Origin of the sequence: Actinoalloteichus caeruleus DSM 43889 (genome assembly GCF_000429185.2) — a bacterium.
In the GTDB taxonomy this organism is placed as follows: domain Bacteria; phylum Actinomycetota; class Actinomycetes; order Mycobacteriales; family Pseudonocardiaceae; genus Actinoalloteichus_B; species Actinoalloteichus_B caeruleus.
The window spans coordinates 2490513-2504183 of sequence record NZ_AUBJ02000001.1; the positions used below are offsets into that span (position 1 = coordinate 2490513).

Annotated in this window: 9 protein-coding genes; 5 read left to right on the forward strand and 4 right to left on the reverse strand. The window is 72.0% G+C overall.

Translation table 11 applies throughout. The features are described from left to right. Window positions 1-22 precede the first annotated feature (22 nt). The 3 genes from G443_RS08985 (at window position 23) to G443_RS08995 (ending at window position 5439) form a co-directional block, all read left to right on the forward strand. Window positions 23-2896, forward strand: coding sequence for an alpha/beta fold hydrolase (locus tag G443_RS08985; protein WP_026418938.1), 2874 nt, complete (start codon window positions 23-25; stop codon window positions 2894-2896). Then, on the forward strand, window positions 2893-3855 hold the full coding sequence (locus G443_RS08990) for an ABC transporter permease (protein ID WP_026418939.1): 963 nt from the start codon (window positions 2893-2895) through the stop codon (window positions 3853-3855). Before G443_RS08985 ends, G443_RS08990 begins: the two co-directional genes overlap by 4 nt. Window positions 3856-3960: 105 nt before the next feature. Then, window positions 3961-5439, forward strand: a complete 1479-nt coding sequence (locus G443_RS08995; protein WP_155886134.1) for a carboxylesterase/lipase family protein — start codon at window positions 3961-3963, stop codon at window positions 5437-5439. 40 nt (window positions 5440-5479) lie between these two features. Here G443_RS08995 and uvrB read toward each other — a convergent pair whose 3' ends face one another. Continuing rightward, on the reverse strand, window positions 5480-7633 hold the full coding sequence (uvrB, locus tag G443_RS09000) for an excinuclease ABC subunit UvrB (protein ID WP_026418940.1): 2154 nt from the start codon (window positions 7631-7633) through the stop codon (window positions 5480-5482). A gap of 153 nt (window positions 7634-7786) precedes the next feature. Then, entirely contained in the window at window positions 7787-9094 is a 1308-nt protein-coding gene (locus tag G443_RS09005) for a DUF5685 family protein (protein WP_026418941.1), read from the reverse strand. A gap of 257 nt (window positions 9095-9351) precedes the next feature. Between G443_RS09005 and G443_RS09010 the strand changes: the two genes are divergently transcribed. Beyond that, window positions 9352-9918, forward strand: a complete 567-nt coding sequence (locus G443_RS09010; protein ID WP_026418942.1) for a ribonuclease FAU-1 family protein — start codon at window positions 9352-9354, stop codon at window positions 9916-9918. A 147-nt stretch (window positions 9919-10065) separates the two neighbouring features. Then, a complete protein-coding gene (locus G443_RS09015) occupies window positions 10066-10584 on the forward strand; it encodes a hypothetical protein (protein WP_026418943.1) in 519 nt (172 codons plus the stop codon). 127 nt (window positions 10585-10711) lie between these two features. On the opposite strand, the gene coaE is transcribed toward G443_RS09015, so the two are convergent. Together coaE and rpsA are read right to left on the reverse strand one after the other, a co-directional pair. Then, window positions 10712-11929, reverse strand: a complete 1218-nt coding sequence (gene coaE, locus G443_RS09020; RefSeq protein ID WP_026418944.1) for a dephospho-CoA kinase — start codon at window positions 11927-11929, stop codon at window positions 10712-10714. Window positions 11930-12034: 105 nt separating this feature from the next. Then, window positions 12035-13504 (reverse strand): 30S ribosomal protein S1, encoded by a 1470-nt coding sequence (gene rpsA, locus G443_RS09025; protein ID WP_026418945.1) that lies wholly within the window; start codon window positions 13502-13504, stop codon window positions 12035-12037. Between the last annotated feature and the right edge of the window lie 167 nt (window positions 13505-13671).

The following is a 13671-nucleotide window of genomic DNA, read 5'->3' on the forward strand; positions in this document are numbered from 1 at the left end:
CGACTTCGCATACTGTCGACTGGTGTCGTTCCTCGCGCGGAATCGTTGGTGGCTGATCGCCCTCGGAGCGGTCGTGCTCCTCGTGGCTGGCGCGATCGCCTGGCCCTCCGATGACGAGGACACCTCCGACATCCCGTCGCGGGAGTTCCGGCTGGAGGTGCCCGAGGAGCCCGGCTCCGACAGCCTCATCAGCCTCGACGCCACCGTCTACCTCCCCGAGACCACACCCGCCCCGGCCGTCCTGCTCGCACACGGCTTCGGCGGCAGCAAGCTCGAGGTCTCCGGCGACGCCCGGGAACTGGCCGACCGCGGCTTCGTGGTCCTGACCTACTCCGCGCGCGGCTTCGGCGAGAGCGAGGGGCTGATCGGGCTGAACTCGCCGGACCACGAGGTCCGGGACGCCTCCGCCCTCATCGACTGGCTGGCCGAGCAACCCGAGGTGCTCACCGAGGACGGGGACCCGGTGGTGGGCGTCACCGGCGGCTCCTACGGCGGCGCGTTGTCGCTCATGGTGGCCGGCACGGACGACCGGGTGGACGCGATCGCCCCGGTCATCACCTACAACGACCTGGTCAAGGCCCTCATCCCGAACTCGGGCACCGAGGACGCCACCCCGATCACCTCGGCCGGTACCCCGGCCGCCAGCCCGTTCCCCGACCCCGGGGTCTTCAAACGGTTCTGGGCGGGTCTGCTGTTCACCGCCGGCAGCCCCTCCGTGGAGGCACCGCCGGTCGCCTCGCCGGAACTCGGCACCGACGACGAGGACGGCGAGGGCGACGAGGGCAGCGAGGGCGCACGCCCCACTCCCGAGGAGGGCGGGACCGGCGACGCCGACGGGGGCACGGGGCCGACCCCGCCCGGCTGCGGACGCTTCAGCCCCGAGCTCTGCGCCGCCTACGTCGAACTCGCCACCACCGGGGAACCCAGCCAGGAGACCGTGGACCTGCTCGCGGACCTCTCCCCCGCGCGGTTCACCGAGAACATCACCGTGCCCAGCCTGGTCGTGCAGGGCAGCCAGGACACCCTGTTCGGCCTGGACCAGGCCGACGCCAACGCCCGGGAGATCGCCGAGGCGGGCGGCCGGGTCAAGGTGGTGTGGTTCGCCGGCGGCCACGACGGCAGCGGGACACCCGGCGAGGTCCGGGACCAGATCGGCGCGTGGTTCGACTTCCACCTCGCCGGCCGAGGACCCGACCCGGGAACCACCTTCGAGTACGGCATCCCGCGCAGCGTCGCCGGCGGTGGCGGTACCCGGGTGCGCACCCTGACCGCTCCCGAGTACCCCGGCCTCGTCGACACCGCGGCCACCGAGTTCCAACGACACCGGATCACCGGAGACCCGACGCCGGTCCTCACCCCGGCCGGGGGCCAGCCCGCCGCCATCACCGGACTGCCCGGGCTGTCCGGCGTGCTCGGCGGCTCGCCCGACGTCGCCGGCCGACTCCACCGGGACGTCCCCGGCCAGGTGGCCCGCTTCACCTCCGAGCCCCTGGCCGAGGCCGTCACGATCACCGGAACCCCCCGGGTCCGCGTCCAGGTCAGCCAGGCGCCGGGCGCCGCCACCTCCGGCACCGCCGTGCTCTTCGCCAAGCTCTACGAGGTCAGCCCCAACGGCACCCGCACCCTGCCGGGACAGGGCGTCTCCCCGGTCCGCGTCACCGGCCTACCAGCCGACGGCACCCCGATGGAGGTGGACATCGCGCTGCCCGGCATCGCCTACACGGTCGACAGCGGCCAGCGGCTTGAGGTCGCGATCTCCACGACCGACCAGGCCTACGCCAGCGTCACCGAGCCGGTCACCCACGTGGTCGGCATCGCGGAGAACACCGACCTGGCCCTCCCGACGACCCAGGGCGAGCACGCCACCTCCCCGGTGCCGTGGGGGGCGCTCGCCGGCGCTGGTGGCGTGGTCGCCCTCGGCGTGGTCCTCGCGCTGGTCTCGGCGTGGCGCCGGCGGCACTCGACGGACCTCGTCCCCGACCTGGAGGACGTGCCGATCGTCATCTCGGGCCTCAGCAAGCGCTACGCCAGCGGGTTCACCGCGGTGGACGGCATCTCCCTGCGGGTCGAACGGGGACAGGTCCTCGGGCTGCTCGGCCCGAACGGCGCGGGCAAGACCACGACGCTGCGGATGCTGATGGGGCTGATCCGTCCCACCGCCGGCCAGGTGCGGGTGTTCGGGCACCTGGTGCGCCCCGGCGCGCCGGTGCTGTCCCGGATCGGCGCCTTCGTGGAGGGTTCCGGGTTCCTCCCCCACCTCTCGGGCATGGAGAACCTGCGCCTGTACTGGGCGGCCACCGGTCGGGGTCGGGAGAGCGCCCACTTCGAGGAGGCCCTGGAGATCGCCGGCCTCGGCGCGGCGGTGCACCGGAAGGTGTCCACCTACAGCCAGGGGATGCGGCAGCGGTTGGCCATCGCGCAGGCGATGCTCGGGCTCCCCGACCTGCTCGTCCTCGACGAACCAGCCAACGGCCTCGACCCGCCCCAGATCCACCAGATGCGGGAGGTGCTGCGCCGCTACGCCTCGGGGGGACGGACCGTCGTCGTCTCCAGCCACCTGCTGGCCGAGGTGGAGCAGACCTGCACCCACCTGGTCGTGATGCACCGGGGCCGGGTCATGGCCACCGGCGAGGTCCGGGACATCGTCGCGGGCGGGCACGGGTACACCTTCCACGTCGACCAGCCCGAGCGGGCGGCCGAGGTGCTCGCCGCGATGGACGGCGTGTCGGAGGTCGAGGCCCACGACAGCAGCGTGCAGGCCCTCCTCGGGCCGGTGCGCCCGGGAGCGGCGGTCACCGAGCTGGTGCGGGCCGGGATCGCGGTCGAACAGGCCGGGCCCACCGGCCGGTTGGAGGACGCGTTCCTCCAGATGGTCGGAGAGGAGTCGGCGCCGTGACCGAGCCACATCGGAACACGTCATCCGGGGAGCCGGCGGCACGCGGGAGCGTTCCGTCCGCCGAGGCGGCCGCCGTGTTGGAGGAGCGCAGCCGGCACGCCGATCCGGCCGGCCGGGTGGCCCACGACGGGTCGATCGCCGGGTACCGCGCGAACCACACCCTGCCGATCAGGGTCGAGCTGCGGCGCCAGCTGCTGCGGCGCCGCACCCAACTCACCCTCGGCCTGCTGGTCGCCCTGCCCGTGGTCCTGCTGCTGGCGTTCCGGATCGGTCAGGACGACGTCAGCGGCGGCGGCCTGGTGGAACTCGCCACCCGCAGCGGGGTCAACTTCGCGCTGTTCTCCATCTTCGTGTCGGTGAGCTTCCTCTTCGTCGTCGTCGTCGCCCTGTTCTTCGGCGACACGGTGGCCAGCGAGGCGTCGTGGTCGAGCCTGAAGTACCTGCTGGCCGCGCCCATCCCCCGGCACCGACTGCTCCGGCAGAAGGCCATCGTGTCGGCCCTGCTCACCGTGTTCGCTCTCCTGCTGCTCCCGGCGGTGTCCCTGCTCGTCGGGGTCCTCGCCTACGGCAACGGGCCCCTGATCAGCCCCACCGGCGAATCGGTGTCGATGGGCCGGGGCGTCGTCGTGCTGCTGATGATCATCGCCTACCTGGTGCTCTTCTACACCTGGGTGGCCGGCCTCGCCCTGCTGCTCACCGTCGCCACGAACACCCCGTTGGGCGCGGTGGGCGGAGCGTTGATGGCCAGCATCCTGTCCCAGATCCTCAACCAGATCACCGCCCTGGGTGACCTGCGCCAGTTCCTCCCCACCTACTACAGCTACGACTGGTTCGACCTGCTGAGCACCGACATCAGCTGGGACGAGATGGCCAGGGGCGTCCTGACCTCGTTCGTCTACGGCACCGTGTTCGTCCTGCTGGCCATCCAGGTGTTCGACCGCAAGGACATCACCAGCTGAGGCCGCCCGCCCGCGCCGCGGAGGGCGGGCGGGCCGCACCCACCCGGTCCCCGCCACGGCTGGCATCCTGATCACGACTGGTTCCGGTCGAGGACGGGAGCGCGTGTGCGGCGGGAGATCACCACGACCTCGGGGCGGGTCCGGGGCCGTCAGGCCGCACCCGGCGTGCGGGCCCACCTCGGCATCCCCTACGCGGATCCGCCGTTCGGACCGCTCCGGTTCCGCCCGCCCCGGCCCCGACGGCCCTGGGCGGGCGTCCGGGACTGCGTCACCTTCGGCCCGGTCGCGCCCCAGTCCGCGCGACTGACCGGGCTGCCGGTCTGGGCGGCGGACGAGGAGGACATCCTCACCCTGAACGTGTGGGCACCCGCCGGATCGGGAGGTCCCTGGCCGGTGCTCACCTGGTTCCACGGCGGGGCCTACACCTTCGGTTCCAGCGCCCAGCCGGACTTCGACGGCGCACGGCTCGCCGCCACCGGCATGGTCGTGGTCACCGTCAACTACCGGCTGGGTTTCGAGGGGTTCGGTCACCTGCCCGGGACGCCGGACAACCGGGGCCTGCTGGACCAGCTCGCCGCGTTGGACTGGGTGGCCGCCAACATCGCCGAGTTCGGTGGTGACCCGGACAGGGTGACCGCCGCCGGGCAGTCGGCGGGCGCCGGTTCGGTCCTGGCGCTGGCCGCCTCGGACCGGGCCACACCGTTCCACCGCGCCATCCTGCACAGCCCGCCACAGGGCTTCCGCTCCCCCGCCGAGGCCGCCACCGTCGCCGACCGCATCGCCACGGCGGCGGGGGTGCGACCGGCGGACCTCGGCTCGGCGCCACCCGAGGCACTGGTCAGGGCCGCCGACCTCGTCGCAGGTGACCACTCGGCGGGCCGCTGGCCGGGGCGGTGGCGGCACGACCCGGTGCTGTACGGGCCGGTGGTCGACGGCGAACTCCTCCGGGCCGACCCGGCGCCGTCACTGGCCCAGGGGGCGGCCGCCGGGACACCCCTGCTGGTCACCCACACCACGGAGGAGTACTGGCTGTTCCACGCGGTGGGCGGGTTGAACCCGGTGCGCACCGAAGGCGAACTCGCGCGGTTCGCCGACGATCTGGGACTGCCGGCGGCCCTGCCCGCCGGCTACCGGCGACTGCTGCCCAACGCGACCGTCGAGGAACTCTGGTTGACGATCTTCGGGGACCTCCGGTACGGCGAGTACGCGACGCGGCTGGTGGAGAGCCAGGTGGCGGCCGGGGGTGCCGCCTGGCTGGCCCTGTTCGACCGCCGGCGGGACGCCAGCGGGCAACGGGTCCGGGCCTGGCACCACGCCGACGTGCCCTTCGTCTTCGGCACCCTGGACGCCCCCGGCGCGGACTTCCTGATCGGCGCGGTGGGCACCGACGAGCACCGGTTGGCGCGGCACGTCGGCGCCGCGGTCCTCCGCTTCGCCGCGCACGGGGACCCGGGCTGGACCCCGTTCCACGGCGGCACGGGCCCGGTGGAGGTCTGGGGTGGCGAGCCACGGTCCGTCCCGGCCACGGATCCGGCCCGCCGCGCACTGTGGGAGGACGTCCCGCTGGGGCCGGCCCCGGCCTGACCGGCCCGCCCGCTCCCCCGGGTCGCACGGCGCGGTCAGTTCACTGGAGACCGGCCGCGTCCATGCCCCGGAGCTCCTTCTTCAGGTCGGAGATCTCGTCCCGCAGCCGGGCCGCCACCTCGAACTGGAGGTCCCGCGCGGCCCGCATCATCTGGTCGGTGAGCTGGGCGACGAGGTCGGCGAGCTCCGCCCTCGGCATCGACCGCACATCGCGGTCCTCCAGCACGCCGGCGCTGGAGGACCCGGGGCCGCCACCCCCGGGCTTCTTGCCCCGGGACGCGTTCCGACCCGAGCCACCGACCGGGACGACATCCTCGGAGTCCTCCGCCTCCGAGTGGACGCGGTCGAGGATGTCGGCGATCTTCTTGCGCAACGGCTGCGGGTCGATGCCGTGCTCCTCGTTGTAGGCGACCTGCTTCGCCCGACGCCGGTTCGTCTCGTCGATGGCCCGCCGCATCGAGTCGGTGACCGTGTCGGCGTACATGTGCACCTGTCCGGAGACGTTCCGGGCGGCCCGGCCGATCGTCTGGATCAGGCTGGTGCCCGAGCGCAGGAAGCCCTCCTTGTCCGCGTCCAGGATGGCCACCAGCGACACCTCGGGCAGGTCGAGGCCCTCCCGGAGCAGGTTGATGCCGACCAGCACGTCGAACTCACCGATCCGGAGCTGCCGCAGCAGCTCGACCCGGCGGAGCGTGTCCACCTCCGAGTGGAGGTACCGGACCCTGATCCCCAGCTCCAACAGGTAGTCGGTGAGGTCCTCCGCCATCTTCTTCGTCAGCGTCGTCACCAGCACCCGCTCGTCGGCCTCGGTGCGCAACCGGATCTCGTGCACCAGGTCGTCGATCTGGCCCTCGGTGGGCTTGACGTGCACCTCCGGATCGACCAGCCCCGTCGGGCGGATGACCTGTTCGACGAACTCGCCGCCGGTCTGCCCCATCTCGAACGGCCCCGGAGTCGCCGAGAGGTAGACGGTCTGCCCGATCCGGTCGGCGAACTCCTCCCAGTTCAACGGCCGGTTGTCCAGGGCGCTGGGCAGCCGGAACCCGTGCTCGACCAGGGTGCGTTTCCGGGAGGCGTCCCCCTCGAACATCCCCCCGATCTGGGGGACGGTGACGTGCGACTCGTCGATGATGAGCAGGAAGTCGTCCGGGAAGTAGTCGATCAGGGTGGCCGGGGCGGAGCCGGCAGGCCTGTCGTCGATGAACCGCGAGTAGTTCTCGATGCCGGAGCAGAACCCGACCTGCCGCATCATCTCGATGTCGTAGGAGGTCCGCATCCGCAGCCGCTGGGCCTCCAGCAGCTTCCCGCGCCGCTCCATCGACTCCAGCTGGGTGGCCAGCTCGGCCTCGATCTCACCGATCGCCCGTTCCATGCGGTCCGGCCCGGCCACGTAGTGGGTCGCGGGGAAGATGCGGAGTTCGTCGACCTCGCGGACCACCTCTCCGGTGAGCGGGTGCAGGTAGTGGAGCCGGTCGATCTCGTCGCCGAAGAACTCGATGCGGATGGCGAGCTCCTCGTAGGCGGGGATCACCTCCACGGTGTCCCCGCGTACCCGGAAGGTGCCCCGGTTGAAGGCCAGGTCGTTGCGGGTGTACTGCACGTCGACCAACGCCCGCAGCAGCACGTCCCGGTCGACCTCCTCGTTGAGCCGCAACGGGATCGACCTGTCGAGGTACGACTGCGGGGTCCCGAGGCCGTAGATGCACGACACCGAGGCCACCACGACGACATCCCGCCGGGTGAGCAGGCTCATCGTCGCCGAGTGGCGGAGCCGTTCGACGTCGTCGTTGATCGACGAGTCCTTCTCGATGTAGGTGTCGGTCTGCGGGACGTAGGCCTCGGGCTGGTAGTAGTCGTAGTAGCTGACGAAGTACTCGACGGCGTTCTCCGGGAAGAACCCGCGCAGCTCGTTCGCCAGCTGAGCCGCCAGGGTCTTGTTGGGCGCGAGCAGCAGCGTCGGGCGCTGGACCTTCTCGATCAGCCACGCCGCCGTGGCGGACTTGCCGGTTCCCGTGGCCCCCAGCAGGACCACGTCCTTCTCGCCCGCCCGGATGCGCCGTTCCAACTCGGCGATGGCCTGCGGCTGGTCACCCGCGGGCTCGTAGTCGCTCACGACGCGGAAGCGCCCGTCCGCGCGAGGGATGTCGCTGACCGGACGGAACGCGGAGGAGGCGGTAATCGGTGCGTGTCCCACGTCCACGAGGGTAGGCCGGAACACCGACGGGGGTGGCCCGCCGGGGGCTGGGCCGGGCGCGGCCTCCGCCACCAGGTGGGCCAACTCACCCCGTCGGCGGGTCCGGACGCGGTGGCCGCCGCCACGAGGAGGGTGGGTCTCCCCACCCCGGCCTCAGTCGGAGCAGCAGGAGCAGCTCCCGCAGCAGGAGCAGCCGTTGCCGCAGCAGGAGCAGGCCTCGCAGCAGGGACCGCAGCTCTCGCACAGACCGGTCCGGGGCTGGCCGCTCCACGGGCCCGGGAACGAGTCACGGCAGCAGACCTGGCAGGTGCAGGTCATCCACAGCGCCAACCCGCATCCGGCGAGCACACCCCGGGGCACGGGAGGATTCCGCACCGGGGGGCAGCCGCACCGGCTCCCACCCCCACCACCCGACCGCTCCCCCGGCCCGCCGGGGCCACCGGTGTCGGGCGGATCGGTGGGCCCCGGTCCCTGCCCCGGGTACTCCTGGTACGGCCGGTCATGACCGTGGTCGGGAGGAAGGTGCCGGAGCCCCGGCAGGGTGGTGCGTCCCTGGTGGCCGTGGCCCTGCCCCTCGCGTCCCGCCGGGGGCCCGTCGACGTGCCCCCGGAAGGCGTGGCGCACCGAGCGGGGCAGCTGGTGGGCGAGCAGTGCGTGCGCGAGGCGGGAGTCGGTGAGGGTCACCCGGCGCAGCGCGGCGAGCAGGTCGTCGAGCGCCTCCGCGCAGAGCTCACGGGCCCGGTCCAGGCTCGTCGCGGTGGCGGTCAGCGGGTTCCACGCCCCGCTGGCGGTGTCCGACGGCAGGTCCTGGACCGCGTCCAGGAGGTGCCCCAGCCGGCCGAACATCCGGCCCGCCTCGCGCAGCGGGTCGGCGTTCCCCGGCATCCCGGCCAGCACCGCGGTGTGGGCGAAGGCCTGGGCGGTCGCCGACTCGGTCGGTGCCGTCACCACGCGGACGTCGGAGCCCGGTCGAGCGTCCCGTTCCACCTCGTCCTGGTGGGCGACGACCGCCAGCAGGGAGTCGGTGTCCAGCCGCAGGCCCCGGCCGGCGGCGGAGACCTGACGTGCCCAGCGGTCGGCCACCCGACCGGCGACCGAGCGCACCGGCCGGCGCGCGTAGTGGCCGTCGCCGTCGAGCACGTGGTCCCGGATTCGGGCGGAGGCCAGCGCGAGGGACACCGTGGCCGCCAGTCTGGCCCCCGCGCCCACCGCCACCGAGGCACCCCGGAAGCCGCGCAACGCGCAGGGCCCGGCGGCCCGTTGGGCCGCGCGCGTCCCCTCCGGTGGCAGCTGGGCGGTGAACAGGACCGACAGCAGCAGCCCGTCGTAGCTCGTCGCGACCCTCGCCAGGTGCCCGTGCGCGTCACGGAGCGCGAGGCACAGACCGCACAGGTGCCCCATCCAGGCGGTGCGCAGCGCCGGGGGCAGGGTGTGCTGGCAGGGCCGAAGAATCCCGAACACGTGTCCCTCCACGACCGTCGCGGGTCCCTCCCGCGCCGGGGAGCACAGTCCAGCGCATTTTCACCCATGCGGGGGACGCTGTAATCAAAAAGCCGCCTACCCCAGCACCCCGGGGACGCCCTGTTCGCACTGACGGAGGAGGAAGGGGCCCCCACGGCCCGGGCAGGCCGGCCGGCCAGTTCATCCTGGGTGAGCACCCGACCACGCGGACGGCGAGGGCGCCTCCGCCCCCTTCCCCGGATGTGCACTATTGGTGCATGAGCGTCGAGACCACCACCGCCGCCCCGCACATCCACGCGCCCAAGATCGAGCTCTTCGACACCAGAACCATGACCAACACCGATCCGAAGGGATTCCGCCGCACCGTCGACGAGTACCGGCGCGAGGAGTTCGGTCTGTACCTCGCCAGGGAGGTGGTGGACCACCACCGCTTCCGCTACCTGGAATCGTGGCTGTTGCCGGAACACCGCATTCGGTTGAGTCGGTGGACGTGGTGGCCCGGCGAGGAGGCCGACTACGACTTCTACCTCGACGTCGCCGAGATCACCCGTTCCCCGGAGGACCCCGCGCGGTGGCGGACCCGCGACTGCTACCTCGACATCCTCGTCCGCACCGGACGCGGCGTGGAGGTGGTGGACTCCGACGAGCTCATCGCGGCCGTCCGGGCCGACCTGCTCTCCGCTGACAGCGCGGAACGCGCCATGACCGCGGCGCACCACGCCGTCGGCGGCATCGCGGCGCACGGCTACGACGTCACCGCCTGGCTCGCGTCCACCGGCGTCACGATCACCTGGCGAGAGCCAACCGACTCCGCCGACAGCTGACGAGGAATTCGTCAACCGCTGTCCGGGTCGTTCTTCCCCGCGATTCGGGAACGGAACGGAGTCACTGATCGACAATGCCGGATTCGTAACAGAAAGACGATGTTCCCCTCATCACAAAGTGGGGCGAAATGGCTACCCTCTGAGCTTGTGGGCGCCGTTGTCACACCGCAGTTGATCGATGTGGTCGACACGATCACCTCGGTCCGGAACTACCCGTCCGGAACACGTCACCATCTCACCACCTGTCGGGTCGAGCACTGGGGCTTACGCACCGAGAGCGCGACACCCGACGATCCGTTCACCAGCTCCGAGGTCAGCTGGGTCCTGCCCGCCCAGGGCATCAGGATCCAGCGCCGCCGACCCCGGTCGCGGCACGCCAGAAGCGGACCGACCCTGCTGACGGCCATCAGGGTCACCCACGACCACCGCTCCTGGCGGACCACCGACCTCCTCCTGGGGCTCGCCCTCCAGGGTCGGCGGACTCCCCGCATCGTGAACTCGGCCGAGTTCGCGGCGGCGGTGACCGGCCGCGTCCTCCGCGCGGCCGACGCCGAACTGGCGCTGCGGACCGTGCACCGCACGCTGGAGGAGATCAGCGAGTACCACCACGACCTGGGCAGCTGGCTGTTGGGACTCGGCATCACCCGGTCCCTGCCCGGGGGCTGAGCGCGTCGGGGTCGGCGGTGGGTGCGCCGTTACCGACCCCGACGACCAGCCCGGCCCGCCGGGACCAGCCGGTCCCGGGGGTCGCACACGCCCCGGTTCGAGCAACCGCCCCCGTCTGGTCCCCCGACTAGGTCCGGCCGGTCTCGTCCCCGGCCCGCCACCCCACCCGCGCGGCCCACCGGTCGGCCGCTGGCAACCGTTCCGTGAACCAGGGCTCCTTGCCGGCCGTGTACGCCGCCGCGTCGCGGTCTCGGCCGAACCTCTCGGCCGTCGCGCGCTTGAGGCTGGCGTAGTCCGCCCGCGCCGCCTCATCCGCCCGCAACCATGCCGGGAACAGCAGCGCGTACCGCCACCCCTCGGTCCCGACGACCCGCACGTGCAGGTTCACCGCGCGTCCCGGGTCCGCCGAGGTGTGCACGCGCTTGCGCCACTGGTCCGGGTCCGGGTCCCACGGCTGCGGGGCGTCGGAGTCGATGCCCTCGAAACGCGGGAACCCGGCAGCGGCGAGCGGGGCGGCCAGGGCGTCCGCCGTCGCGAGGTCCGCCACCGTCAGCTGGAGGTCGAGGACGTCCTTCGCCGGCAGGTGGGGAACGGAGGTGGAACCGACGTGGTCGACGCGCAGCGCGTCGGGCCCGGCCACGCGGCGCACCCGCTCGACGATCCGCGCGGCCTGCGCCGCCCAGTCCGGGTCGTGGTCGACCAGCACCGGGGCGGTGGCGTCCCGACCCGAGCGGACCAGTCGCACGTTGCGCTCGAAGGGGACCAGGCGGTCACGCCACAGGGCGTCCACCTCGGCCAGCAACACCCGCCGGGACGCCGTGTTGTCCAGCAGGACGTCCGCCGCCGCCCGACGGTCCTCGTCCGTCGCCTGGCTGCCGATGCGACCCCGGGCCTCGGACTCGGTCATCCCCCGGGTCCGACGCAACCGATCCACCCGGACCCGCTCGGGGGCCATCACCACCACCGCCAGGTGGTACTGGGAACTCATCCCCTTCTCGACCAGGAGCGGGATGTCGTGGACGACGACCGCGTCCGGGGGAGCGGCCTCGAACGCCGCGGCGGCCAACTCCGCCACCCGGGGGTGCAGGATCGAGTTCAAGCGGGCCCGCTCCGCCTCGTCCGAGAAGACACGCCGCGCCACCTCCGGGCGGTCCAGGGCCCCCTCCGGGGTCAGCACCCCGACGCCGAACGCGGCGACGACCTCCCGCAGCCCCTCGCTACCGGGCGCCACCACCCGCCTGGCCAGTTCGTCCGCGTCGACCACGACGGCCCCGTGCTCGGCCAGCCGCCGCGCGACGGTGGACTTCCCCGCACCGATGCCCCCGGTCAGTCCGATACGCAGCACAGCGACCCCTCCCGAAACGCGTCAGAGCCCGCACCTCGGGAGGTGCGGGCTCTGACGACCGTACTGGCTCACTCAGCGCGGATCAAAGATCCGGGCTGATCGCGCTCACGCGCCGCCGGACAGCTTCTCCCGCAGGGCGGCGAGCTGCTCGTCGCTGGCGAGCGAACCGCTGGAGTCGGTACGCGGGGTGTCGGACGAGTAGCTCTGGTCGCCGACCGGCTCCACGTCCACGCCCTCCTCGGCAGCCTTGGTGACCTGCTTCTTGTGCTGCTCGTAGCGGCGCTGGGCCTCGGCGTACTGGCCCTCCCACTCCTCGCGCTGCGAGTCGTAGCCCTCCATCCACTCCTGGGTCTCCGGGTCGAAGCCCTCGGGGTAGATGTAGTTGCCCTCGTTGTCGTACTCGGCGGCCATGCCGTACTGGGTCGGGTCGAACTCCATCTCGGGAGTGAAGCCCTCGTTGGCCTGCTTCAGCGACAGCGAGATGCGGCGACGCTCGAGGTCGATGTCGATGACCTTGACCATGACCTCGTTGCCGACCTGCACGACCTGCTCCGGCACCTCGACGTGGCGCTCGGCCAGCTCCGAGATGTGGACCAGACCCTCGATGCCCTCGTCCACCCGGACGAACGCGCCGAAGGGGACCAGCTTGGTGACCTTGCCGGGCACGATCTGGCCGATGGCGTGCGTCCTGGCGAACTGGCGCCACGGGTCTTCCTGGGTGGCCTTGAGCGACAGCGACACGCGCTCGCGCTCCATGTCCACGTCGAGCACCTCGACGGTGACCTCCTGGCCCACCTCGACGACCTCGCTCGGGTGGTCGATGTGCTTCCAGGAGAGCTCGGAGACGTGCACCAGACCGTCCACCCCGCCGAGGTCGACGAAGGCACCGAAGTTGACGATCGAGGAGACGACGCCCTTGCGGACCTGCCCCTTCTGGAGCTGGTTGAGGAACTCGCTCCGCACCTCGGACTGGGTCTGCTCCAGCCAGGCGCGCCGGGACAGGACCACGTTGTTGCGGTTCTTGTCCAGCTCGATGATCTTCGCCTCGAGCTCGCGGCTGACGTAGGGCTGGAGGTCCCGGACGCGGCGCATCTCGACGAGGGAGGCGGGGAGGAAGCCCCGGAGGCCGATGTCGAGGATCAGGCCGCCCTTGACGACCTCGATGACGGTGCCCTTGACCGGCTCGTCCTTCTCCTTGAGCGCCTCGATGGTGCCCCAGGCGCGCTCGTACTGGGCGCGCTTCTTGGACAGGATCAGCCGACCTTCTTTGTCCTCCTTCTGGAGGACAAGGGCCTCGACGTGGTCACCGACGGTGACCACCTCGGCCGGATCGACGTCGTGCTTGATCGACAGCTCGCGCGAAGGAATGACGCCTTCGGTCTTGTAGCCGATGTCGAGCAGCACCTCGTCACGATCGACCTTGACGATGGTGCCTTCAACGATGTCGCCATCGTTGAAGTACTTGATGGTTTCGTCGATGGCCGCGAGGAAGTCCTCCTCCGTCCCGATATCGTTGACGGCAACCTGCTGCTTCGACGAGTTGGCAGCCGGGACAGTGGTGGTGTCGGTGGACATTAGGTAGGTGGCTCCGGTATGGATTCGAGGTAGCGGGCGACTTGCTTCACTTGTCTGCTCTGGACGCCATCGTAGGCCTCCGCGCGACGGGCCGGTAGCTCGCCACCGATCGGTGGCACGACCCCCGCGGGCCCGGATCCACTCCGGCGTCCACGCGACTCGCGGCC

What these genes read in the sequence shown, in the direction of transcription:
- G443_RS09010 (WP_026418942.1), top strand. Translation starts at nt 9,352, where the DNA reads ATGAGCGTCGAGACCACCACCGCCGCCCCGCACATCCACGCGCCCAAG.
- rpsA (WP_026418945.1), bottom strand. Translation starts at nt 13,504, where the DNA reads ATGTCCACCGACACCACCACTGTCCCGGCTGCCAACTCGTCGAAGCAG.